The following is a 23299-nucleotide window of genomic DNA, read 5'->3' on the forward strand; positions in this document are numbered from 1 at the left end:
GGTGATCGCCCCGCCCGATGCGAAACCGATTGCTAGTCGAGGCCGCGAAGAAAGTCGGGAACCGGATGATCGATCGATGCGAGATAACCCGCCATCGCGCCGGCCACTCTCCGCACGGCCGGACGCGCGGTCATTCGTTCGCGCCACGCGAGCAGGTTCGGCGTCTCCGCCGTCATCGGCGCGCCCTTGCGCGCGCCGAACAACTGCGCCATGTAGAACGCGATGTCCGCATAGGAATAGGTTTCAGCCAAATATTCCCGGTCCGCCAGCACGCGTTCCATGCGTCGATAGTATTGCCGCGCTGCGTCGCGCGCCGCCTGCGCGTCGGGATGCTCCGGCGTCGCTTCGAGGCCCATCAGCCGGATGACGTGCGGAAAATAGATCTCGTCGCTGCAGTGCTCAAGCTGACGCGCGACGGCGCGCGCTTTCGGCTGCGCCGGCCATAGCGCGGGATCGGGCTGCACGTCCTCGAGATATTCGAAGATCTGCGTGGAATCGAAAATCTCCAGTTCGCCGTCGATCAGCACCGGCACCTGGCGTTTCGGGTTGATCCGCAGGACGTCCGGATGTTTCGGGTCGTAGCCGCGCTGCTGGCTGAACGGCGCCAGCACGCGCTCGAAGGCGATGCCCTTCTCGTGCGCCGCGATCTCGACCTTCGCGCCGAACATGCTCAGCGGGCCAGTGATGATTTTCATCTGTCGCTCCTCCATGGGTTTTCACGTCGTGACGGTCACGGTGACGCTTCGTGCGGATCGGCGCCGTTCGTTCGGCGAGATGCCGCGCATCTTCGGTGGGACTCATGCCGAAGCGTTGCGTAAAAGCCTTCCTCAACACGTCCGCGCTGCTGTGACCATGCCGGCGGCTGATATCGTGCATCGATTTTTCGCCCAGCGCGAGCGATCGGCAAACCGCCGATGCCGCGGCCTGAGGGGGAAGCCCCAAACCCCAACTCTTATATAAGACATAAGACATTTGACGCCTTGACCGGATTGGGATTAGAATCCCGTCGAAAGCAGTGAAGCAGTGTCCGGAACAGCAGCCTCGGCGTGCCTGGAAAGCCCTTCCCCTGAAACGCAATCTCAGCAGGTCCCCCCATGCTTGAAAACTTTCGTGCTCACGTGGCCGCCCGCGCCGCGCTCGGTATCCCCCCTCTGCCGCTGACGGCCCAGCAAACCGCCGAGCTGGTGGAACTGCTGGCGAACCCGCCCGCAGGCGAAGAGCAGACGCTGCTCGACCTGATCACCTACCGCGTCCCCGCCGGCGTCGACGAAGCCGCCCGCGTGAAGGCCGGCTTCCTGGCCGCCGTCGCGAAGGGCGAGACGGCCTGCCCGCTGATCTCGCGCGAGCGCGCGACCGAACTGCTCGGCACGATGCTCGGCGGCTACAACATCCAGCCGCTGATCGAGCTGCTGTCCGACGACGCCGTCGCGGCCGTCGCGGCCGACGCGCTGAAGAAAACCCTGCTGATGTTCGACCAGTTCCATGACGTGAAGGAACTCGCCGACAAGGGCAACGCCCACGCGAAGGCCGTGCTGCAGAGCTGGGCCGACGCCGAATGGTTCACGAGCCGTCCGGAAGTGCCGGAAAGCCTGACCATCACCGTGTTCAAGGTCACGGGCGAAACCAACACCGACGACCTGTCGCCGGCGCCGGACGCCACCACCCGCCCGGACATCCCGATGCACGCGCTCGCGATGCTGAAGAACGCCCGCCCCGGCATCACGCCGGAAGAAGACGGCAAGCGCGGCCCGGTCAAGTTCATCGAATCGCTGAAGGAAAAGGGTCACCTGGTCGCCTACGTCGGCGACGTGGTCGGCACCGGCTCCTCGCGCAAGTCGGCCACCAACTCGGTGCTCTGGTTCACCGGCGAAGACATCCCGTTCGTCCCGAACAAGCGCTTCGGCGGCGTGTGCCTCGGCGGCAAGATCGCCCCGATCTTCTACAACACGATGGAAGACGCCGGCGCGCTGCCGATCGAACTCGACGTGTCGCAGATGGAAATGGGCGACGTGGTCGAACTGCGCCCGTACGAAGGCAAGGCGCTGAAGGACGGCAACGTGATCGCCGAATTCCAGGTCAAGTCCGACGTGCTGTTCGACGAAGTGCGTGCCGGCGGCCGCATTCCGCTGATCATCGGCCGCGGCCTGACCGCGAAGGCGCGTGAAGCGCTGGGCCTCGCACCGTCGACGCTGTTCCGCCTGCCGCACCAGCCGGCCGACAGCGGCAAGGGCTTCTCGCTCGCGCAGAAGATGGTCGGCCGCGCATGCGGTCTGCCGGAAGGCCAGGGCGTGCGTCCGGGCACGTACTGCGAACCGAAGATGACCTCGGTCGGCTCGCAGGACACAACGGGCCCGATGACCCGCGACGAACTGAAGGATCTGGCGTGCCTCGGCTTCTCGGCCGACCTCGTGATGCAGTCGTTCTGCCACACCGCCGCCTATCCGAAGCCGGTGGACGTGAAGACGCACCAGACGCTGCCGAACTTCATCAGCACGCGCGGCGGCATCGCGCTGCGGCCGGGAGACGGCGTGATCCACTCGTGGCTGAACCGCATGCTGCTGCCCGACACCGTCGGCACCGGCGGCGACTCGCACACGCGCTTCCCGATCGGCATCAGCTTCCCGGCAGGCTCGGGCCTGGTCGCGTTCGCGGCCGCCACCGGCACGATGCCGCTGGACATGCCGGAATCGGTGCTGGTCCGCTTCAAGGGCAAGATGCAGCCGGGCGTCACGCTGCGTGACCTGGTCAACGCGATTCCGCTGTACGCGATCAAGCAAGGCATGCTGACGGTCGCCAAGCAAGGCAAGAAGAACATCTTCTCGGGCCGCATTCTCGAGATCGAAGGCCTGCCCGACCTGAAGGTCGAACAAGCGTTCGAGCTGTCGGATGCATCCGCCGAGCGTTCGGCGGCCGGTTGCACGGTGCACCTGAACAAGGAACCGATCATCGAGTACCTGAACAGCAACATCACGCTGCTCAAGTGGATGATCGCGCAGGGCTATCAGGATCCGCGCAGCCTGCAGCGCCGTATCGCGGCGATGGAACAGTGGCTGGCCGACCCGCAACTGCTGTCGCCGGATGCCGACGCCGAATACGCGGCCGTCATCGAGATCGACCTGGCCGACATCCACGAGCCGATCGTCGCGTGCCCGAACGATCCGGACGACGTGAAGACGCTGTCCGACGTCGCGGGCGCCAAGATCGACGAAGTGTTCATCGGCTCGTGCATGACCAACATCGGTCACTTCCGTGCCGCGTCGAAGCTGCTGGAAGGCAAGCGCGACATCCCGGTCAAGCTGTGGGTCGCCCCGCCGACCAAGATGGACCAGAAGCAGTTGACGGAAGAAGGTCACTACGGCGTGTTCGGCACGGCCGGTGCCCGCACCGAAATGCCGGGCTGCTCGCTGTGCATGGGTAACCAGGCACAGGTGCGCGAAGGCGCGACGGTGATGTCGACGTCGACCCGCAACTTCCCGAACCGCCTGGGCAAGAACACGAACGTGTACCTCGGCTCGGCGGAACTGGCGGCGATCTGCTCGCGTCTGGGCCGGATCCCGAACAAGGAAGAGTACATGGCCGACATGGGCGTGCTCACCGCGGACGGCGACAAGATCTACAAGTACATGAACTTCGACCAGATCGAAGACTTCAAGGAAGTCGCCGACACCGTGCAGATCTAAGCATGCGGTCGAGCTGCGGCGGGTCGTGCCCGCCGTAGCGACACGCAATGGCGCCACGGGCTGAATGCCTGCGGCGCCATTTTTTTTGAGGGTCGCCTGCGTCGCGCAGCGACCCGGCTCACGGGTCAGGTCATCGTCCTCAGCCAGTCGAGCAGCGCCGACTGCGCGCTCGTCCTTCACCGGCTCCGGCGTCAGCAGGCAATAGTGCGAGCCGTCTTCGACGAAGCCCATCGGCGCGACCAGCACCCCGCTTTCGAGGTCGTCGCGAACGAGGCGCCACGGGCCGATCGCGACGCCCAGCCCCGCGACCGCCGCCTGAAGGCTGAAATAGAAATGGTCGAACACCTGCCCGCGCCCGCTGCCCGCCGGTTGATGCGCGGCCGCCGCCCACGCGGGCTGGTTCAGCGTGGTCGCGGTCTGTTTCTCCGCCGATGCCGTCCGCGATCGATTGTTGTCGTTCCGTCACTGGATCGACCGCACCTTCGGTGTTCTGCTCGTCGGCTTCGGGATCATGCTGGCCGTTGCGCGCGGCGGACGCTGACCGGCACGCGATCGACTTGATCGTCACGCACGGCGCGATCGGCGGCAACGCGCTCATCTATGAAACGCCGGCCGAAGCGGGCGATACGGTCGTGTCGGTGTTGCCGACCTACCAGCAGCACTACTCGATTCCGGAAAGCTACGGCGCGAACGTCAAGGTACTGAAGCTGCGCGAGGAACACGGATTCCTGGCCCTGATCGCGATCAACAACCCGCACAACCCGACCGGCTCGCTGATGGACGAAGCGCTGCTCGGCAAGATCGTCGAGATCGCGCAACGCTGCGGCGCGTACGTGCTGTGCGACGAGGTCTATCGCGGCACCGATCAGGCCGGCAGCGGCTACGGCGCCTCGATCGCCGACCTGTACGAACGCGGGATCAGCACGGCGAGCATGTCGAAGACGTACTCGCTCGCCGGGCTCCGTCTCGGCTGGATCGCGGGGCCTGCCGAGCTGATCCACGCAGTGAGCGTCCATCGCGACTACAACACGATCAGCGTCGGGATGATCGACGACTACCTCGCGACGCTCGCACTCGAGCACCGCGACGTGATCCTGAAGCGCAGTCACGACATCGTGCGCACCAATCTCGCGATTCTCGATGCATGGGTCGAACGCGAGCCGTCGATTTCCTGGGTCAAGCCGAAGTCGGGCACGACGGCGCTGCTCAAGTATGCGTTCGACATGCCGTCGCGCGCGTTCTGCACGAAGCTGATCGAGGCAACCGGCGTGATGTTCACACCGGGCAGCGCGCTCGACATGGAGAGCTATGTGCGGATCGGTTACGCCGACAGCCGGACGGTGCTCGAGCAAGGGCTCGCGCGCGTGTCGGAGTATTTACGCGCGAAGGCCGGCTGAGCGAAGGCGGTGCGTGCGACGCGCACCGCCCTTCGCTTCACGACTGCATGCACGATGCCGCGAGCTTGCCGACTGCGATCACCGCCTGCTCGATCTCCGGCGACCACGGGCTGCTGTAGTTCAGCCGGATGAAGTTCCGGTAGTTTTCGGTGATCGAGAACATGTAGCCGGGCCCGATCGTGATGCCCTGCTCCAGCGCGAGCTGGTACAGGCGCATCGCGTCGACCTGTGCCGGCAGCTCGACCCACAACACGTAACCGCCCGCCGGGCTCGAGATGCGCGTACCTTCCGGGAAGAACCGCGACACCATCGCGCGCATCAGGTTCGCCTGCTGCGCATACGCCTTGCGCAGGCGCCGCAGGTGATGCTCGTAGCCGTCGCGTTCGAGAAACTCGGCGATCGCGAGCTGCGGCAGCGACGGCGTCGCCAGCGTGTTCAGGAACTTCAGCTTCTCGACCTGATCCCGATAGCGCCCCGGCAACGCCCAGCCGATCCGGTAGGCGGCCGTCAGGCTCTTCGAGAACGATGAGCAGTGCAGTACGATCCCGGTGCGGTCGTAGGACTTCAGCGCGCTCGGATGCGACTCGCCGAAATACAGTTCGTTGTACACGCCATTCTCGATGATCGGCATGTCGGCTTTCGTTGCAAACTCAACCAGTTCGCGCTTGCGCTCGTCGGGCATCTGGAAGCCGAGCGGGTTCTGGAAATTCGGCATCACCATGCACGCGGCGATCGGCTGCGACTTTGCAATGGCCGCGAGCGCCGCGATGTCGATCCCGTATTCCGGGTGCGTCGCAACCTCGATCGCCTTCATCCCCATCCGCTCGATCGCGTGCAGCATCGCGTAGAACGTCGGCGACTCCACCGCGATCGTGTCGCCCGGTTTCGCAACCGCCTGCAGGCACAGATTGATCGCCTCCGTCGCGCCGACCGTCACGATGATCTCGTTCGGATCGACCGACATCCCGTTTTCCAGATAGCGTCGCGCGATTTGCCGGATCAGCCGCGGATGGCCGGGCGGCAGCCCGTCCGTCACGCCCCACAGCGACTTGTCGCGGCCGGCGGCATACGCATAGCGGTTCAGCTTCTCGAACGGAAACAGGCTCGGGTCCGGATACGGCGAACCGAGCGGCACGGCGTCATCGGTGCCGATCGAGCGCAGCGTCGACAGCACGAGCCGGCTCATGTCGACCGACGACGAGATCGCGATCGGCTTCGACGGCCGCAGCTCGCGCACCGGCGCGTGGTTGTCGTCGCGGCGCAGGTTCACGAAGTAGCCGGACTGCGGGCGGCTTTCCAGCAGCCCGCGGCTTTCGAGCAGCAGATATGCATGCAGCACGGTCGTGATGCTGATCCGGTGCTGCTGGCTCGCCTGCCGCACCGACGGAATCCGGTCGCCGTGCCGGTACACGCCCTGGCGAATCAGGCGCTCGATGTCATCCGCGAGTTTTTCGTAGAGCTTCATCGCGCGCTCCCCGCCGGCCTGCACATGCGCGCCGCCGTCCCGTGCGCGTCCGATACGCGCGTGTGCTGCCCGCCGACCGGGCTGTCGTTCTGCCTGATTGCTCCCTCCGGTTTTGCCTTTTCCATCGCAGTGGCTCGCTTTTGAAAATGCGCCGGGAGGTTCCGTTACAACGGGATCCGCGGCACTGTGCACTTGATGGATGAATCTTAAGAGCAGAACAGTTGGTGGCGGGTACACACATTGAACGCGGGAACAAGAGTACAGTTCGGCTCGACTCGCGTAGGGCGGGACAACTGTACGTCTTAGGAATCAGTGCGGTGGATGGCAAGTCAGGCAATGCCGTGTGATCGCGCAGCTTGGTGGCGCCGTACGGCCATGCCGTTCCGGTCCGGCCGGGATGCCGCGGCCCGCGCTGCGCTCCATGAAAATGGCGCCAGAACGCAGCGGCGCGGCTTGCGCGGGCGCCAACGGGGACTTGCGGGAGAAAGTCGGGCCTGACGAGGGGCGGCCAGCGTCCCGTGAGGACGAAGCGCTCGGGCAGGCCCCCAGCGCCTGGTGCGAGGATCGATGTTTGGCCGGCCCGATACGGGCAGCGAACCGGTAGCCGGCGCCGCTGCGCGCGCTGCCGTGGCTCCTTACGACGAAGCGCTGCTGCAGCGGATCGTCGACGTCGTGCCGGGGTTGCTCGACTGAACGGGTGCCGTCAGATTGAGCCGAACAGCGCGCGCGGCCGGTCCTTCAGCGTGCCGGCCAGGATCCGCAGCCCGTTGACGAGTTCATCGCGAGTGGCCGGGCACGCGAGGTTGATGCGCACGCCGTGCTCGAGTTCCGCGCGATCGACCGCGAACGTCGACGACGGCATCACGATCACACCGCGCGCCTTCGCGTTCGCGGCGAAGTCGTCGGCGCGCCATGGCGGCGGCAGCCGCAGCCACACGAACATGCATGCGGAATCGGACTTCAGTTGCCCGATCGGCAGCAGCTCCCGCGCGAGATCGACGCGCGCGCGGATCTCCGCGAGTTGCGCGGCCATGATCCGCTCGGCGGTGCCGTCCTCGATCCACACCGTGGCGATCAGCATCGACGTGGGCGCCGGCATCCATGCGGTGGTGCGCACTGCTTCCGCGCACAGCGCGACGCTGTCGCGCGGGCAGCTCAGGTAGCCGAGCCGCAGCCCCGGCGCGAGAATCTTCGACGTCGCGCCGATATGAAACGTCAGCTCGGGACACAGCCCCGCGATCGCCGGCAGCCGGTCGCGCACGAGCGGCCCGTATACGTCGTCTTCGATGATCGTCACGTGATGGCGCCGCGCGATATCGACGAGCGCCATCCGGCGCGCAAGGCTCATCGTCGTCACGGTCGGGTTCTGCAGGTTCGGCACGACGAAGATCGCCTTGACGGGCATGCGCTGGCAGATCCGTTCGATCTCGTCGGGCAGCAGGCCGTCGTCATCGGCCGGCGCGCTGACGATCTCGAACTGGAACACCGGCGCGAGCGCCTTCAGGCCGTAATACGTGAGGCGGTCGGCGACGATCACGCCCTCGGTACCGATCAGGCTGTTCAGTACCGCATAGAGCCCGTGCTGCGCGCCGCTCGTGACGACCACCTGGTCGCGCGACGGCGTGAAGCCCGGTGCGGCGAGCCACTGCGCGCCGGCCGCGCGTGCCCAGTCGGGACCCTGCGGTGGCTGGTATTCCTGCAGCGACGCGAAACGCGGATCGTCCGGCAGCTCACCGAACGTCCGCGCGAGATTCGCCAGGAACTCGCCCGTCGCCGGACGGTTCACCGTCAGATCGATCACGCCGTTGCCCGCCGCGAGCGACGCCCGGGCCGGCTCGATGGTCGGCATCGCGCCGCCGGTGACGAGCGAGCCGCGCCGCTTGCTGCCGATCACGAGGCCACGCAGCTGCAACTCCTTGTATGCACGCGACACGGTCGACACGTTGATGCCGAGCTCGGTCGCGAGCTGGCGCTGCGGCGGCAGGCGGCTACCCGGCGGGTACATGCCGTTGCGGATTTCCGCCTCGATCGAGCTCGATACCTCGACATAGGTCGGCCGCTTCGCCGGCGCCGGCGCGCGGTCGTCTCGCTCTCCGGAAATTTTGTCTGCTGCCATGTATTGCCCGTGCCCACACAAAAAGCGTTTGTCTGCCGTTTAAACCTGCCGGCGATTGTATCCGACATCCCTTTCCGATCAAACATATGCCGAAAATGCCGTCGAATCAGCATGTAGGAATCGGGTAAACGCCAGCACCACACAATCGATTTTTGATTGCACACAAAAAATTACTGTGTGATTCTTAATCCCATCTTTGTGTGAACCAGGTGTGCCGGGGGAGAGGCGTCATGGCGAACATCGCCATCGTGGGTGCAGGTTTCATTGGGCTCGGCGCGGCGGCATGGCTGCAGCGCGACGGGCATCGCGTCACGCTGTTCGATCCGGCCGGGGTCGGCCACGGCGCATCGTTCGGCAACGCGGCGACGTTCGCGCCGTATGGCTGCGTGCCCGTCAACGGCCCATCCGTGTTCCGCGACATGCCGCACTTCCTGTTCGCCGCCGACAGCCCGCTGCGCATCCGCTGGCCGTACCTGCTGCGCGGCGCGCCGTGGCTCGCGCGATTCCTCGCCGCGTCGACACCCGCGCGTCACGCGCGCAGCGCTGGCGCACTGGCCGCGCTGCTGTCGCGCGCCGCCGACGGCTATGCGCCGCTGCTCGCTTCCTCGCGACTCGCGGCATTCGTGCGGGCGCGCGAATGCCTGTATCTGTACGAACGGCAGGCGTCGTTCGACGCCGCGCAGCCATCGCTGGCGCTGCGGCGCCGGCTCGGCGTGCCGTTCGACACGCTCGACGCGGACGCGATCCGTCGGATCGAGCCCGCACTCGCGCCGATCTTCACGCGCGGCGTGCTGTTCCATGGAAGCTGGCATTTCTCCGATCCAAGCGCATTTCTCGACGCCCTGTTCGCGCACCTCGCAACCGGCGGCGCGACGCTCGAACGCGCGCAGGTCGAACGTATCGAGCCTGTCGGCGACGGCGTGAACGTGCATGCGGGCAGTGCGGCCGGCCTCTTCGATCATGTGGTGATCGCCGCCGGCGCCCGCTCGCGCGCCCTCGCCGCCGCGTGCGGCGACACCGTGCCGCTCGATACCGAGCGCGGCTACCACGTGCAGTTCGCCGCGCATGAGCGGAGCGTCACGCGGCCGGTCGGCTGGGCCGAGCGCGGGTTCTACATGACGCCGCTCGACGAAGGGTTGCGCGCGGCCGGCACGGTTGAACTGGGCGGCTTCGATGCCGGCATGAACCGCTCGCTGGTCGCGCTGCTCACACGTTCCGCGCGCGAGGCGCTGCCGTCGCTCGGCATGCCGACGCGCAGCTGGCTCGGCTTTCGGCCGACGCTGCCGGACGGCGTACCCGTGATAGGCCGCGCGCGGCGCAGCGAGCGCGTGATCCACGCATTCGGCCACCAGCATCTCGGCGTCACGCTCGCCGGCATCACCGGGCGGATCGTCGCCGATCTCGTCGCACAACGCGCGCCGCCGCTGGACCTCGCACCTTACCGGGCCGCGCGATTCTGACGCGCGCCGCAACCTTCACCCCTGCAAGGAGGCATCATGAATCGTCGTAACTGGCTGGCATGGCTGGCCGTCTGCTCGATCGGCACGGCCGCTGCGTCCGCGCAGGCCGCGGACCCGGAACCCATCAAGATCGGCTTCGCCGGCCCGCTAACGGGTCCGGTCGCGCGCGTCGGCAAGGATCTGCAATACGGCGCGCAACTCGCGCTCGACGAGGAGAACGCGAAACATCCGACCGTGGGCGGCAAGCCCGCGCGCTTCGTGCTCGACGTGCAGGACGACCAGGCCGACCCGCGCATCGCGATCCAGGTCGCGCAGAAGCTCGTCGACGACGGTGTGGTCGGCGTGATCGGCCACTACAACTCGGGTTGCAGCATCCCCGCGTCGGCCGTCTACAAGCAGGCGAACATCGCGATGATCACACCCGGCTCGACCAATCCTCAACTGACGATGCAAGGCTTCAAGAACGTGTTCCGCACGATGGGGCACGACGGTGTAGGCGGCGTGGTGGCCGGCCGCTTCGCGGTCGAACAGCTGAAGGCGAAGCGGATCGGCATCATCGACGACCGCACCGCGTTCGGCCAGGGGCTCGCCGACGCATTCGAGAAAGGCGTGAAGGACGCGCACGGCAGCGTCGTCGGTCGCGAATACACGAACGACAAGGCCGTCGATTTCCGCGGCATCCTGACGACGATGAAGAGCAACAACGTCGACCTGCTGTTCTTCGGCGGACTCGACGAACAGGGTGCAATGCTCGTCAAGCAGATGCGCTCTCTCGGCATCCGCGCGCAGCTGTTCGGCGCCGGCGCGCTCAAAAGCAATGCGTTCCTGAAGATCGCCGGCAACGCGGGCGAAGGCACGCAGGATCTCGAGCCGGGGCCGGCGCTTGACAAGCTGCCGTCCGCGATCGCGTTCGCGCAGCGCTACAAGGCGCGCTTCAACCAGGACGTCGAGCTCTATGCGCCGTTCGCGTACGACGCGGCGCTCGCGATGATCGCGGCGGTCCACAAGGCCGGTTCGGTCGACCGCGCCAAGATCGTCGCGAGCCTGCCGGGGGTGTCAGTCACCGGCGTCACCGGGAAGATCTCGTTCGACGAGCGCGGCGACCTCATCAAGCCGCCCTACACGCTGTTCCGCGTCGAACAGGGACAGTGGCACAGCATTCGCACGGTCGGCGGCGCGTCGAACTGATCGACGCCGCGCAGCCCGGCGGCAGCCGGCGTCATCGCGCCGCCTGCTGCCGCTGCACCTCCTGCGCTTTCATCCGCAGATACGCGGCCCGCTCGACTTCGTGCAACTGCTGCGGATACTGCTCGGTGGCGTCGAACCAGCGCGCGAGGCGCTGCTCGAGCGGTTTGTCGAGCGTGGCCAGATACGTGTCGATCGCGAGGTAGTAGCGCATCGTGTTGCGCTCCAGCAATCCGCGCACGCCGCCGATGTATTGCGGCTGCGCGGCCGACGCGCCGCTCGCGAGCGTGAACCCGACCTTGTCGCTGCCGGCCGTCGCCAGGTAGGTCTTCATCGCCATGCGGCCGACCGTGCCGAAGCCGTACGAATACGTGAGGTGCAGGAACGTGCGCGACGCGCCGATCGGCACGGCCTCCAGCGCGATCCGATAATCCTTCGTGCCCATCGGGCCGCTGTCGGCGGTCAGGTCGACCTGGAAGTAGTCGGGCGTCGCGGCGGCCACGCCGTAGCGGAACTGCACGCGATAGGTATCCGACAGCTTCTGCTCGATCTTGCGGCCGAGGTTCACGTCGAGCACCGGGCCGTTGCTGCCGGTCGATGCATGGCAATACTTCGTGTTCAGGTGCAGGATCAGCACCGCGCACCAGTTGGCGGGGCCCTGCGCGGGATCGTTGAGCTTGCCGTTCACGACGGAGAACGGATAGTCGACGACCGCATAGATATCACCCTTCAGCGTCGAGGATGCCTCGGACGATTCGAGGTACAGCGGGCGGTGGAACGGGTTGTTCTTCAGTTGCTCGCCGAGGCTGTGATAGCGCTCGAGCAGCGCCGCCGCGCCGTCCGCGCCGAACGACAGCGCACTCCAGCCCACGCATAGCGCCGCGACGAGCGCGTGCCACGCGCGGCGGGTGTATCGCGGGGATCGGGTTGTCTCCATTGTTGTGCTCCAGTGCGGCGTGCGGGTTGGCGCGCCGGTTTCACGGAAGATGCCGACCGCTATCGGCCTCGCTTCACCGGGACCGGTAATTGCGCGGCGGTGATCCGGATCAGCGTCTACAGCCATTCGCGGTCGTCCCAGCGGTCGCCTCCGATGACGAGATGCAGCTTTGCTGCCCGTTCTGACCGTCGTCGATGCCGTGTCGTTCCGTTCGATCCGCTCGCGCCCCGCTTATTTGTCCGCCGAAAACGCACTCGACATCTGCTGCGCCCGCTTCACGTCATCCCCGTGCAGATAGATCGACGTCGTCGAGATCGACGCATGCCGCAGGTTGTCGCGCACCGTCGTCAACTCGGCGCCCCGCGCGAGCGCGTGCGTCGCATGGGTATGCCGCATCCAGTGCGGGCTCGCCTGCCGCAGCTTCTGCGCAAGCGCCGGGTTGTCGGCATCGACGAGCGCGGCCGTCTGCGCGAAGAACCGCTGCATCACCTTCCACAGCCGCACGCTCGTGATCGCGGCCGCGCCGTCTTCCGCGAGGCTCGGAATCAGCGGCGTATCGGGCCGCCAGCGCACCGGCGTGACCGGCAGCCGGCGCGCGACCAGATAGCGATCGAGCGCCGTGCGCGCGAGCGGCGGCAGCGCGACGCGCGCGGCCTTGCTGCCTTTGCCGATCACCTTCAGCCACGCGTCGCCGTGCGCGTCCGTGTCGATGTCGCCGAGCGTCGCGCCGACCAGCTCGCTCGCGCGCAGCCCGGTCGCATAGCCGAAATCGAGGATGAAGCGCAGCCGTTGCGCGGCGGCCGGCGTCCAGCCCGATCCGGGCGCGCCGGACGGCTTGTCCTTGCGAAACTCGAGCCCGTCCGCGATCGTGCGCACGAGCAGCCACTCGCCTTCGGTGAACGCATGCGACGTGTCGAGCGCATTCGCGCCGCGCGTGTCGCGCACCTTCACGCCCGCGAACGGATTCGCGAGCAGGTAGCGCTGCTCGATCAGCCAGCGGAACAGCGCGCCGAGCACCGACAGCGTGTACGCGGCCGAGCGCGCGGACAGTCCGCCCGAAAACGGCCGCCAGTCCGGCGCGCCGCGCGGCCGCACGGGGCCGACCCAGCGCTCGTGCGGCGTCGGACGCCGGATGAACGCGCGATACGCGACCGCATCCTCGGTCGTCAGCGACGACAGCGCACGGCCGCGCTCGACGATCGCCCACAGGATCAGCCGCTCGGCTTCCTTCCGGTACGCGCGCCGCGTCGCGGCCGATTCGTGCAGCGACAGCCACGCGTGCACGGCCGCGTAGTCGTTGTCCGCATCGAGCGTGCTGGTGGCGCGCGGCGCGCGGAACGTGCCGGCCGATCCGTCGACCTCGTGCGGCAGCTTCAGGTGCTCCCACGGCACGATGCTGCCGCGCGGCGTCGCCGCAATCAGCGCGCGCGCCCGCTCGGTCAGCTCGGGATGCGCGGAAAAGAACGCCTCGATATGCCGCGCGCTCGCCACGCCGAGCCCCGCGATCGCGCGCCACCACTGACGCCGCCGCGGAATCCGCACGGTCAGGTCGGCGAGCGTCGCGATCCCGTGCGCACGCAGCGCGGCGACCGCACGCGCCGGCAGCCACAGGCCGACGTCGTCGCTGATCTGCGGCACCGGCGCGCGCGCATGGCGCAGCACGCCGATCGCATCGGTCGCGGCCTTCGCCATCTGCATGCGCTCGCTGTCGGCATGACCGAGCTGCTCGGCGAGATCGGGCCGTCCGGCCTGTCGCGCGACACGCACGAGGCGACGCCGAACCGCGCCGATCACGCCGCGCGCCGAGCGCCCTTCGCCGAGCCGCCCGGGCAGGTAGCGCTCGACGGCCTGGCGCACGGTCATGCCCGCGTACCACGCACGCAGCGCGGCGAGTTCGTCAGCGTCGGGAAAGCCCGCTAGCGCGGGCGCGGAATCGGAGGAAGGCGGCAGGGCGAGGCGCGGTGTCATAGGCGCAAGTTTGACAGAACTGCCCACGGTCGCAAACGGCCGACGCGCGGTACGACACCGTGCGATGCCGGACTCCACCGGCATCGCACAACCGCGCTCAGCCCGCCACGGGCGTGCGCCGCACTTCCGACAGATAGATGAGAATCAGCGACACCCACACGATCCCGTACAGGAACATGAAGCAGGTCGTGCGCACGCGCAGCAAGTCGAGCAGCATGCCGAACAGGATCGGCAGCAGGAAGCCGCCGAGCCCGCCCGCAAGGCCGACGATGCCCGTGACGACGCCCATGTTGTCCGCGAAATCATCGGCGACGTACTTGAAGGTCGACGCCATCCCGAACGCGAACACCGCGCCCAGCACGAAGGTCAGCGCGACGAAGCCGGCCACCGGCATCGCCAGGTTCAGCGACGCGGTCCCGTCGATCGTGTGGATCACGAAGTCGGTCGCCGGATACGACAGCAGGAACAGCGCGATCCATGCGACCCAAAGCCCCCACCACGTGACCGCATGCGCGCCGAAGCGGTCGGACAGCGCGCCGCCGAGCGCGCGCAGCACGGAGCCCGGCAGCGAGAAGCCGGCCGCGAACGCGGACGCCATCACGAGAGACATCCCGTATTCGCTCTTCAGGTATTGCGGGATCCACAGCGACAGCGCGGTGAAGCCGCCGAACGTGATCGAGTAGTACTGGCACAGCCGCCACACGCGCGGGTCGCGCAGCACCTTGAACGAGTCGAGCATCGAGCCGCCGCGCTTGCCGGCACCGGGATCGGGCGCCGACGCGAACCAGAAGATCACGGCCGTGACGAGCAGCGCGATCGCATACACGCGCGGCACGAAGCGCCAGCCGTACGCGGCGAGCAGCAGCGGCGTGACGAACAGATTGACCGCCGCGCCGCACGTGCCCGCGCCGAACACGCCCATCGCGAGCCCGCGCCGCTTCGGCGGGAAAAAGCGCGCGACATACGGCGTGCCGACCGCGAACGACGCACCGACGCAGCCGAGGAACAGCCCGATCACGAGGAACTGCCAGAGCTGCGTCGCGTAGCTGACGATGTAGACCGGCACCGCGCATACGACGAGCAGCACCGTCATCACGATACGGCCGCCGAAGCGGTCGGTCCACGTGCCAAGCGGCAAGCGCATCAGCGCGCCGGTCAGCACGGGCGTCGCCGTGAGCAGCCCGAACTCGGTGCTGTTCAGGCCGAGATCGGCGCGCAACTGCACGCCGAGCACGCCGAACATCATCCACACGACGAAACACACCATGAACGCGAGCGTGCTCGCGGCCAGCACCGACCACGCGCGCAGCGGAATGGCGTGCGGATCCGCAGCCACGCCGACGTTACCTTGTTGAGTTGCCATATCCAAAACCCCGTTTCATTGGACGAGCGGCCCGTTCGCGCCGTCGAAGGTCACGCCTTCGACGCGCGCGGCCGCCGCGAGTATCGCCACGTACTGCCGCATCGCCCGTTGCCGCACGCGTTCCGACAGGTACGCGGCGATCTGGCCGGCGGCTTCGTCGAACGGCACGATGTCGCCCGGCACGCGGCGCTCGATGCGCACGATGTGAAAGCCGAAGCGCGTGTTGACGAGTTTCGGCAGCACGCCGAGCCCGTCGGTGTCGAACAGCGCGGCCTCGAATTCCGGCACGGTGTCGCCGCGCAGCAGTTGCCCGAGGCTGCCGCCGACTTGCGCCGACGGACAGTTCGACGATTCGCGCGCCACTGCTTCGAACGTATCGGGCGCGGCGACCACGTCGGCGAGCGCGCGTTCCGCGCGCTGCCGCAGCGGCGCGAGCGGCACGCGGTCGGTCACCGCGAACAGCACGTGGCTCGCATAGACGATGTCGTTGCGGCGAAAGCGCGCCGGATGCTGCGCGTAGTAGCGCTCGCAATCCGCGCGATCGGGTTCAGGGACGTGCGTCAGCTCGCGTTCGAGCAGCGCGTCGACCGCCGCGTCGTCGAGCGGCGCGGCTTCGTCGATCAGCGCGAGCGCCACCGCGCGCTGCCGCAACAGCTCGCGCACCGCGAGCGCATGCCGCGCCGCATCGAGCGGATCGCGCGCATCGCCGTGATGCGCGGCTTCCGCCGCGATGGCCGCGTCATCGATGGCAATGCCGTTGATCGTGAGCGGCATCGTCGCGACTTCGGAGAGAACGTTACTCATGCGACCTCCTCAGCGCTTGCGCACGAGCTGGTACGGCCGGATCAGGTACGCGACCGACGCGATGCCGCTCCAGATATGCACCATCCGCGTGAACGGCGACACGAGGAAGATCGTGAAGCCGAGCAGGATGTGCAGCCGGTACGTCAGCGGCACGCCGACGAGCAGGCTCGCGATGTCCGGCCGGAACGTGACGACGCCCTTCACGTAGTCGGTGAGCTGCTCGAACATCACGCCGTCCATGTGGCGCGTCGACAGCACGACGGTGCCGAGCCCGAGCGCGAGCTGCACCCACAGCATCAGCACGATCACGATGTCCGACGTGCGGCTGTTCTTGCGGATGCGTGCGTCGCCCAGGCGCCGCCAGATCAGGATCGTCAATCCGATGATCGCCGCGACGCCGGCCGCGCCGCCCGCCACCATCGCGACCAGCTGGTGCCCGGATGCGGACAGGAACGGCGACACGAGCCAGTGCGGCGCCAGAAAACCGCCGAAGTGCCCGAGCACGACGACCAGCACGCCCCAATGGAACAGGTTGCTGCCAAGCCGCAGCATGCCGTGGCGCAACAGCTGCGACGAATCGCTTTTCCACGTGTATTGCTCGCGGTCGAAGCGGATCAGGCTGCCGACCAGCAGCACTGCGAGACAGATGTACGGGTAGATCCCGAACAGGAACTGATGCAAGTAAGCGTTCATGTCTTTCCCCAGTTGGGCCCGCGCTCACGCGCCGCGGGCCGGCCGCTTGTCGTGGAATCGCACCGTCTGTTCGGACGACGCCGGCGTTGCCGCGCCGACGAAGCGCACGGCTTCGTCCGCATACGACGCGTCGAGCGCGCGGTAGTCGTCCGCAGTCGGCCGCGTGGCGGCGACGTCGTCGTCTGCGGCGCCAGGTGCATCGGCCGGCGCGAGGCCGGCCATCGGCAGCAGCGCGCCGACGACGAAGCTGTAATGGCTGCCGCGCTGCGCGAGCTGGCCGGCCAGCGCGCGCAGGATCTCGCCGGTTTCGGCGAGCAGGTTGCGCGCATCGGGCGCCGGCAGCCGCGACAGGTATTCGAGGAACACGGGCAGGTAGTCGGGCAGCTCGCCCGGGTTTAGCGCGAGCCCGTGCCGCTCGTACATCTGCAGCAGGTCGACCATCGCCTGCCCGCGATCGCGCGATTCGCCGTGCACGTGCTCGAACAGGTGCAGCGACGTCGCGCGGCCGCGATCGAACAGCGCGACGTAGTTCTCCTGCAGCGTCAGCAGGTCGCGCTCGCGCACGTACGCGAAGAACCTGTCGAGGCCCGCACGCACCGCCTGCGGCACGCGCATGCGTTCGCGCAGATGGGCTTCGATCGAGTCGAGCACGTCGACGAGCGCGTCGTCGGGATAGTCGAGCAGCGCCGCGAACGCCGCGTAGGTCGGATCGGGTGCGGTGCTCATCGCGATACCTCGTGAATCGGAATCGTCCGCGTGCCCTTCTCCTTCTTCGCGCTGAACAGGCTCGCCGACGAGCGGCCATCGGAACAGCCGTTGCCGAACGAGAAGCCGCACGATGCGCGCAAGTCGTACGCGTTCTCCGCATACTCGCGATGCGTGGTCGGGATCACGAAGCGATCCTCGTAGTTCGCGATCGCGAGATAGCGGTACATCTCCTCGACCTGCGCGAGCGACAGCCCGACCTGGTCGAGCACGGCGCGCGCGTCGATGCCGTCGACGTGGCGCGCGCGCATGAACGCGCGCATCGCGAGCAGCCGTTCGAGCGCGAGCTTCACGGGCGCCTCGTCGCCGGCGGTCAGCAGGTTCGCCAGATAGCGCAGCGGAATGCGCAGCGATTCGACGTCCGGCAGGTAGCCGTTCATCCCGAGCGCGCCGCTGTTCGCGGCGGCGTTGATCGGCGACAGCGGCGGCACGTACCAGACCATCGGCAGCGTCCGGTATTCCGGATGCAGCGGGAACGCGATCTTCCAGTCGATCGCCATCTTGTAGGTCGGCGAGCGCCGTGCGGCGTCGATCCATGCGGCCGGCACGCCGTCGCGCTCGGCCTGCGCGATCACGGCCGGATCCTCCGGATCGAGGAACAGCGACAGCTGTGCCTCGTACAGGTCCTTCTCGTTTTCCGCGCTGGCGGCCTCGCTGATCCGGTCCGCGTCGTACAGCAGCACGCCGAGGTAGCGGATGCGGCCCACGCAGGTCTCCGAACACACGGTCGGCTGGCCGGCCTCGATGCGCGGATAGCAGAAGATGCACTTCTCGGCCTTGCCGCTCTGCCAGTTGTAGTAGATCTTCTTGTACGGGCATCCCGACACGCACATGCGCCAGCCGCGGCACTTGTCCTGGTCGATCAGCACGATGCCGTCTTCCTCGCGCTTGTAGATCGAGCCCGACGGGCACGCCGCGACGCATGCCGGATTCAGGCAGTGCTCGCAAAGACGCGGCAGGTACATCATGAAGGTGTTCTCGAACTGCCCGTAGATGTCCTTCTGCACGTTCTCGAAGTTGTAGTCCTTCGCGCGCTTCTCGAACTCGCCGCCGAGGATTTCCTCCCAGTTCGGGCCCCACTCGATATTCTCGAGCCGCTGGCCGCTGATCAGCGAGCGCGGTCGCGCCACCGGCATCGCGCGCGTGTTGCCCGCTTCCTGCAGGTGGGCGTAGTCGAACGTGAACGGCTCGTAGTAATCGTCGATCTCGGGCAGGTGCGGGTTCGCGAAAATCTGCGCGAGCAGCCGCCATTTGCCGCCGAGGCGCGGCTCGATCCGGCCGTCCGCTCGCCGCTGCCAGCCGCCGCGCCAGCGGTCCTGGTTCTCCCAGTCCTTCGGATAGCCGATGCCCGGCTTGGTTTCGACGTTGTTGAACCACGCGTATTCCATCCCTTCCCGGCTGGTCCACACGTTCTTGCAGGTCACCGAGCAGGTATGGCACCCGATGCACTTGTCGAGGTTCAGCACCATCGCGATCTGTGCACGTATTTTCATGACGTTTCTCCCGCCCGTACCGCTTGCGTTGTCGGCTCGACCGCGCGCTCTTCTCCGTCGAGCCAGTCGATCCTGCTCATCTTGCGCACGATCAGGAACTCGTCGCGATTCGAGCCGACCGTGCCGTAGTAGTTGAAGCCGTACGACAGCTGCGCATAGCCGCCGATCATGTGCGTGGGCTTGAGCGCGATGCGCGTGACCGAGTTGTGAATGCCGCCGCGCGTGCCGGTGATCTCGGAGCCCGGCGTGTTCACGATCTTCTCCTGCGCGTGGTACATCATCACCATCCCCGATGGAATCCGCTGGCTCACGACCGCCCGCGCGCACAACGCGCCGTTCGAGTTGTAGCATTCGATCCAGTCGTTATCGACCGCGCCGATCGCCTTCGCGTCGTCCTCCGACATCCACACGATCGGGCCGCCGCGCGACAGCGTCAGCATCAGCAGGTTGTCCGTGTAGGTGCTGTGGATGCCCCACTTCTGGTGCGGCGTCAGGAAGTTCAGCACGCGCTCGGGGTTGCCGTTCGAGCGCTTGCCGACCATGTGCGCGTAGCTGCCCGTATCGATCGGCGGCTTGTATGCGCACAGCGACTCGCCGAACGCGCGCATCCACGGATGGTCCTGGTACAGCTGCTGACGGCCCGTGAGCGTGCGCCATGGCACGAGTTCGTGCACGTTCACGTAGCCGGCGTTGTACGACACGTGCTCGGATTCGATTCCGCTCCACGTCGGCGACGAGATGATCTTGCGCGGCTGCGCCTGGATGTCGCGGAAGCGGATCTTCTCGTCCGCGCGCGCGACGGCCAGGTGCGTGTGATCGATGCCGGTGAGGCCGGACAGCGCATGCCACGCCTTCACCGCGACTTCGCCGTTGGTCTCCGGCGCGAGCGCGAGGATCACCTCGGCCGCGTCGAGCGCGGTATCGATGCGCGGGCGCCCCTGCGCGGCACCGGCGGCGACCGTGTAGTTCAGTTCGCCGAGCAGCTTCACCTCGTCCTTCGTATCCCAGCCGATGCCCTTGCCCGCGTTGCCGAGCTTGTCCATCAGCGGCCCGAGCGACGTGAAGCGCGCATAGGTGTTCGGATAGTCGCGCTCGACGGCGATCACCGCCGGCATCGTGCGGCCCGGCACCGGCTCGCATTCGCCGCGCTTCCAGTCGTGCACGTCGAACGGCTGCGCGAGTTCGCCCGGCGTGTCGTGCGCGATCGGTGCGAGCACGACGTCGCGTTCGACGCCGAGATGCCCGACGCACAGCTCGGAGAAGCGCTTCGCGATTCCCTTGAAGATCTCCCAGTCGCTCTTCGATTCCCATGCGGGATCTACCGCCGCCGACAGCGGATGGATGAACGGATGCATGTCGGACGTGTTCATGTCGTCCTTCTCGTACCACGTCGCGGTCGGCAGCACGACGTCCGAATACATGCATGTGGTCGACATCCGGAAGTCGAGCGTGACGAGCAGGTCGAGCTTGCCGCGCGGCGCGTCGTCGTGCCACTTCACTTCCTCGGGACGCGCGCCGCCCGTCGCGCCAAGGTCCTCGCCCTGCACGCCGTTGGTCGTGCCGAGCAGATGCTTCAGGAAATACTCGTGCCCCTTGCCCGACGAGCCGAGCAGATTCGAGCGCCACACGAACAGGTTGCGCGGGAAGTTGTCCGGTGCGTCCGGATCCTCGCACGCCATCCGCAGCGTGCCGGCCTTCAGCTGCCGGGCGACGTCGGCGCCGGCTTCAGCTGCATCGCCGAGACTCGCGCCGACCTTCAGCGGATTCACCGCGAGCTGCGGTGCGGACGGCAGCCACCCCATCCGCTCCGCGCGCACGTTGTAGTCGATCGGCGAGCCGTGGAACTGCGTCCTGTCGGCGAGCGGCGACAGCAGCGCGCTCGGGTCCATCGTGTCGTAGCGCCACTGGTCGGTGTGCGCGTAGAAGAATGACGTCGCGTTCATGTGCCGCGGCGGGCGGTTCCAGTCGAGCGCGAACGCGAGCGCGGTCCAGCCCGTCTGCGGGCGCAGCTTCTCCTGGCCCACGTAATGCGACCAGCCGCCGCCCGGCTTGCCGATACAGCCGCACATGATCAACATGTTGATGATCGCGCGGTACGACATGTCCATGTGGAACCAGTGGTTGATCCCCGCGCCGATGATCACCATCGACTTGCCTTGCGTCTTGTGCGCGTTCTCCGCGAACTGCCGCGCGACCGAGATCACGTCCGCGCGCTTCACGCCGGTGATCGTTTCCTGCCATGCCGGCGTATACGGCAGATCGTCGTCGTAGCTCGCGGCCACGTCGCGCCCGCCCAGCCCCTGGTCAAGCCCGTAGTTCGCGACGAACAGGTCGTAGACGGTCGCGACCAGCATCTCGCCGTCGCGGGTCGCGATGCGCCGCACGCCGATCCGGCGCGACAGCTCGGAGCCGTGGTCGGTCGAGTTGAAGTGCGCGTGCGGCTGGTTGCCGAAGTACGGGAACAGCACGTCGACCACGTCGTCGTGCTCGGCCGTGCAGGACAGCCGCGGCGACAGCGTCGCGCCCTTCGACGTCTCGCCGCGCAGGTTCCACTTGCCCTTGTCCGCGTCCGCCTGCTGTCCCCAGCGAAAGCCCACCGAGCCGACCGGCACGACGAATTCGCCCGTCGCGTCGTCGATCATCACGGTCTTCCAGTCCGGGTGCGCGGCTTCGTCGAGCGCGTCGTCGAAGTCGGATGCGCGCACGAGACGCTCGGGCACGTAGCCGTCGCCGTGCGGCACGAGGCGCACGAGGCACGGCATGTCGGTGTAGCGCGTGCAGTAGTCGATGAAGTAGTCGCTCTTGCCGGCCAGGTGGAACTCTTTCAGGATCACGTGCCCCATCGCGAGCGCGAGCGCCGCGTCGGTGCCCTGCTTCGGATGCAGCCACAGGTCGCCGAACTTCGCGCCTTCCGCGTAGTCGGGGAACACCGACACGACCTTGGTGCCGCGATAGCGCGCCTCGACGAGGAAGTGCGCGTCGGGCGTGCGGGTCTGCGGGACATTGGAGCCCCACATCATGATGAACGTCGAGTTGTACCAGTCGGCCGATTCGGGCACGTCGGTCTGCTCGCCCCACGTCTGCGGCGATGCGGGCGGCAAGTCGCAGTACCAGTCGTAGAAGCTCAGGCACACGCCGCCGATCAGCGACAGGTAGCGCGAACCGGCCGCATACGACACCATCGACATCGCCGGGATCGGCGAGAAGCCGACCACGCGATCGGGCCCGTACCGCTCGACCGTGTAAACGTTTGCGGCCGCAACGATCTCGTTGACCTCGTCCCAGCTCGCGCGCACGAAGCCGCCGAGCCCGCGCCGGCTCTGGTACGAACGCCGCGCGTCGTCGTCCTCGACGATCGAGCGCCACGCGTCGACGGCGCCGAGCGTGCGGCGGCGTTCGCGCCACAGCTTCACCAGCGCGCTGCGCACCATCGGATGCTTCAGACGGTTCGCGCTATACAGATACCAGGAGTACGAAGCACCGCGCGAGCAGCCGCGCGGTTCGTGGTTCGGCATGTCGGGGCGCGTGCGCGGGTAATCGGTCTGTTGGGTTTCCCAGGTGACGATCCCGCCTTTCACGTAGACCTTCCACGAGCACGAGCCCGTGCAGTTCACCCCGTGAGTCGAACGGACGATCTTGTCGTGCTGCCAGCGCATCCGGTAGCCGTCTTCCCATTTGCGGTCTTCGTCGGTGACGGCGCCGTGTCCGTCGGAGAAGGTCGGCCTCGTGGTGGAGAAATAACGCAATCTGTCCAGGAAATGGCTCATGGGGATCTCGTTTTTCCGGTCTGTTCGCAGACCCTGATTATTTAAGGAGGTGAAATACCGGTTGTAAAGGACCATCGAATTTCGATCGCTGCGTCCTTCTCACCGTGGTCGAATCCATTGTCGGGCGAAGCGACGTATCACGATTTGATACAAATCACGATATCGTTCAGCCACCTGCAACGGCCGCAAACAGGACGATCGAGCGG

16 protein-coding genes and 2 pseudogenes are annotated in these 23299 nt (G+C 67.1%); 6 read left to right on the forward strand and 12 right to left on the reverse strand.

Features of this window, described 5'->3' with window-relative positions:
• Positions 1–32: 32 nt before the first annotated feature.
• Positions 33–695 (reverse strand): glutathione S-transferase family protein, encoded by a 663-nt coding sequence (locus FFI87_RS32845; RefSeq protein ID WP_138850568.1) that lies wholly within the window; start codon positions 693–695, stop codon positions 33–35.
• A 399-nt stretch (positions 696–1094) separates the two neighbouring features.
• On the opposite strand from FFI87_RS32845, the gene acnB reads away from it, so the two are divergent.
• The gene (acnB, locus tag FFI87_RS32855) at positions 1095–3680 is read left to right on the forward strand and encodes a bifunctional aconitate hydratase 2/2-methylisocitrate dehydratase (protein WP_012372746.1); all 2586 of its coding nucleotides are present in this window, start codon (positions 1095–1097) and stop codon (positions 3678–3680) included.
• A gap of 125 nt (positions 3681–3805) precedes the next feature.
• On the opposite strand, the pseudogene FFI87_RS35160 reads toward acnB, so the two are convergent.
• Positions 3806–4073 (reverse strand): annotated as a pseudogene (locus FFI87_RS35160) (LysR substrate-binding domain-containing protein); the annotation flags it as partial.
• Here FFI87_RS35160 and FFI87_RS35305 point away from each other — a divergent pair.
• Both FFI87_RS35305 and FFI87_RS32870 read left to right on the forward strand, forming a co-directional pair.
• A pseudogene (locus FFI87_RS35305) lies at positions 4060–4221 on the forward strand (LysE family translocator); the annotation flags it as partial. The pseudogenes FFI87_RS35160 and FFI87_RS35305 overlap by 14 nt on opposite strands.
• Before the next feature lie 16 nt (positions 4222–4237).
• Positions 4238–5077, forward strand: a complete 840-nt coding sequence (locus FFI87_RS32870; protein WP_261378659.1) for an aminotransferase class I/II-fold pyridoxal phosphate-dependent enzyme — start codon at positions 4238–4240, stop codon at positions 5075–5077.
• A 37-nt stretch (positions 5078–5114) separates the two neighbouring features.
• Here FFI87_RS32870 and FFI87_RS32875 read toward each other — a convergent pair whose 3' ends face one another.
• The gene (locus FFI87_RS32875; protein WP_012372747.1) at positions 5115–6542 is read right to left on the reverse strand and encodes a PLP-dependent aminotransferase family protein; all 1428 of its coding nucleotides are present in this window, start codon (positions 6540–6542) and stop codon (positions 5115–5117) included.
• 567 nt (positions 6543–7109) lie between these two features.
• Here FFI87_RS32875 and FFI87_RS35165 point away from each other — a divergent pair.
• Positions 7110–7235 (forward strand): hypothetical protein, encoded by a 126-nt coding sequence (locus tag FFI87_RS35165; RefSeq protein ID WP_261313821.1) that lies wholly within the window; start codon positions 7110–7112, stop codon positions 7233–7235.
• 10 nt (positions 7236–7245) lie between these two features.
• On the opposite strand, the gene FFI87_RS32880 is transcribed toward FFI87_RS35165, so the two are convergent.
• Complete coding sequence (locus FFI87_RS32880) at positions 7246–8658, reverse strand: PLP-dependent aminotransferase family protein (RefSeq protein ID WP_138850570.1); 1413 nt, start codon at positions 8656–8658, stop codon at positions 7246–7248.
• A 230-nt stretch (positions 8659–8888) separates the two neighbouring features.
• On the opposite strand from FFI87_RS32880, the gene FFI87_RS32885 reads away from it, so the two are divergent.
• Together FFI87_RS32885 and FFI87_RS32890 are read left to right on the forward strand one after the other, a co-directional pair.
• Positions 8889–10118, forward strand: coding sequence for an NAD(P)/FAD-dependent oxidoreductase (locus FFI87_RS32885; protein ID WP_138850571.1), 1230 nt, complete (start codon positions 8889–8891; stop codon positions 10116–10118).
• Between the two features lie 36 nt (positions 10119–10154).
• Entirely contained in the window at positions 10155–11306 is a 1152-nt protein-coding gene (locus tag FFI87_RS32890; protein ID WP_012372750.1) for a branched-chain amino acid ABC transporter substrate-binding protein, read from the forward strand.
• A 31-nt stretch (positions 11307–11337) separates the two neighbouring features.
• On the opposite strand, the gene FFI87_RS32895 is transcribed toward FFI87_RS32890, so the two are convergent.
• The 8 genes from FFI87_RS32895 to FFI87_RS32935 form a co-directional block, all read right to left on the reverse strand.
• Positions 11338–12240, reverse strand: coding sequence for a hypothetical protein (locus FFI87_RS32895; protein ID WP_138850572.1), 903 nt, complete (start codon positions 12238–12240; stop codon positions 11338–11340).
• Positions 12241–12471: 231 nt separating this feature from the next.
• A complete protein-coding gene (locus tag FFI87_RS32905; RefSeq protein WP_138850573.1) occupies positions 12472–14208 on the reverse strand; it encodes a site-specific integrase in 1737 nt (578 codons plus the stop codon).
• A gap of 97 nt (positions 14209–14305) precedes the next feature.
• Positions 14306–15571, reverse strand: a complete 1266-nt coding sequence (locus FFI87_RS32910) for an MFS transporter (protein WP_138850574.1) — start codon at positions 15569–15571, stop codon at positions 14306–14308.
• Positions 15572–15586: 15 nt separating this feature from the next.
• Positions 15587–16375, reverse strand: coding sequence for a peptidylprolyl isomerase (locus FFI87_RS32915; RefSeq protein WP_138850575.1), 789 nt, complete (start codon positions 16373–16375; stop codon positions 15587–15589).
• Positions 16376–16384: 9 nt separating this feature from the next.
• Positions 16385–17068: a respiratory nitrate reductase subunit gamma gene (gene narI / locus FFI87_RS32920; protein ID WP_138850576.1), complete on the reverse strand. Its 684-nt coding sequence runs from the start codon at positions 17066–17068 to the stop codon at positions 16385–16387.
• 24 nt (positions 17069–17092) lie between these two features.
• On the reverse strand, positions 17093–17794 hold the full coding sequence (narJ, locus tag FFI87_RS32925; RefSeq protein WP_138850577.1) for a nitrate reductase molybdenum cofactor assembly chaperone: 702 nt from the start codon (positions 17792–17794) through the stop codon (positions 17093–17095).
• A complete protein-coding gene (gene narH, locus FFI87_RS32930; RefSeq protein WP_138850578.1) occupies positions 17791–19326 on the reverse strand; it encodes a nitrate reductase subunit beta in 1536 nt (511 codons plus the stop codon). The genes narJ and narH overlap by 4 nt, the downstream gene beginning before the upstream one ends.
• The gene (locus FFI87_RS32935; RefSeq protein WP_138850579.1) at positions 19323–23093 is read right to left on the reverse strand and encodes a nitrate reductase subunit alpha; all 3771 of its coding nucleotides are present in this window, start codon (positions 23091–23093) and stop codon (positions 19323–19325) included. Before FFI87_RS32935 ends, narH begins: the two co-directional genes overlap by 4 nt.
• Positions 23094–23299: the final 206 nt, after the last annotated feature.

Source organism: Burkholderia sp. KBS0801 (assembly GCF_005937855.2).
Lineage (GTDB): Bacteria > Pseudomonadota > Gammaproteobacteria > Burkholderiales > Burkholderiaceae > Burkholderia > Burkholderia ambifaria.

What these genes read in the sequence shown, in the direction of transcription:
- FFI87_RS32885 (WP_138850571.1), top strand. Translation starts at nt 8,889, where the DNA reads ATGGCGAACATCGCCATCGTGGGTGCAGGTTTCATTGGGCTCGGCGCG.
- FFI87_RS35165 (WP_261313821.1), top strand. Translation starts at nt 7,110, where the DNA reads ATGTTTGGCCGGCCCGATACGGGCAGCGAACCGGTAGCCGGCGCCGCT.
- FFI87_RS32895 (WP_138850572.1), bottom strand. Translation starts at nt 12,240, where the DNA reads ATGGAGACAACCCGATCCCCGCGATACACCCGCCGCGCGTGGCACGCG.
- FFI87_RS32845 (WP_138850568.1), bottom strand. Translation starts at nt 695, where the DNA reads ATGAAAATCATCACTGGCCCGCTGAGCATGTTCGGCGCGAAGGTCGAG.
- FFI87_RS32935 (WP_138850579.1), bottom strand. Translation starts at nt 23,093, where the DNA reads ATGAGCCATTTCCTGGACAGATTGCGTTATTTCTCCACCACGAGGCCG.
- narI (WP_138850576.1), bottom strand. Translation starts at nt 17,068, where the DNA reads ATGAACGCTTACTTGCATCAGTTCCTGTTCGGGATCTACCCGTACATC.
- FFI87_RS32910 (WP_138850574.1), bottom strand. Translation starts at nt 15,571, where the DNA reads ATGGCAACTCAACAAGGTAACGTCGGCGTGGCTGCGGATCCGCACGCC.
- narJ (WP_138850577.1), bottom strand. Translation starts at nt 17,794, where the DNA reads ATGAGCACCGCACCCGATCCGACCTACGCGGCGTTCGCGGCGCTGCTC.
- FFI87_RS32905 (WP_138850573.1), bottom strand. Translation starts at nt 14,208, where the DNA reads ATGACACCGCGCCTCGCCCTGCCGCCTTCCTCCGATTCCGCGCCCGCG.
- narH (WP_138850578.1), bottom strand. Translation starts at nt 19,326, where the DNA reads ATGAAAATACGTGCACAGATCGCGATGGTGCTGAACCTCGACAAGTGC.
- FFI87_RS32880 (WP_138850570.1), bottom strand. Translation starts at nt 8,658, where the DNA reads ATGGCAGCAGACAAAATTTCCGGAGAGCGAGACGACCGCGCGCCGGCG.
- FFI87_RS32875 (WP_012372747.1), bottom strand. Translation starts at nt 6,542, where the DNA reads ATGAAGCTCTACGAAAAACTCGCGGATGACATCGAGCGCCTGATTCGC.
- FFI87_RS32890 (WP_012372750.1), top strand. Translation starts at nt 10,155, where the DNA reads ATGAATCGTCGTAACTGGCTGGCATGGCTGGCCGTCTGCTCGATCGGC.
- acnB (WP_012372746.1), top strand. Translation starts at nt 1,095, where the DNA reads ATGCTTGAAAACTTTCGTGCTCACGTGGCCGCCCGCGCCGCGCTCGGT.
- FFI87_RS32915 (WP_138850575.1), bottom strand. Translation starts at nt 16,375, where the DNA reads ATGAGTAACGTTCTCTCCGAAGTCGCGACGATGCCGCTCACGATCAAC.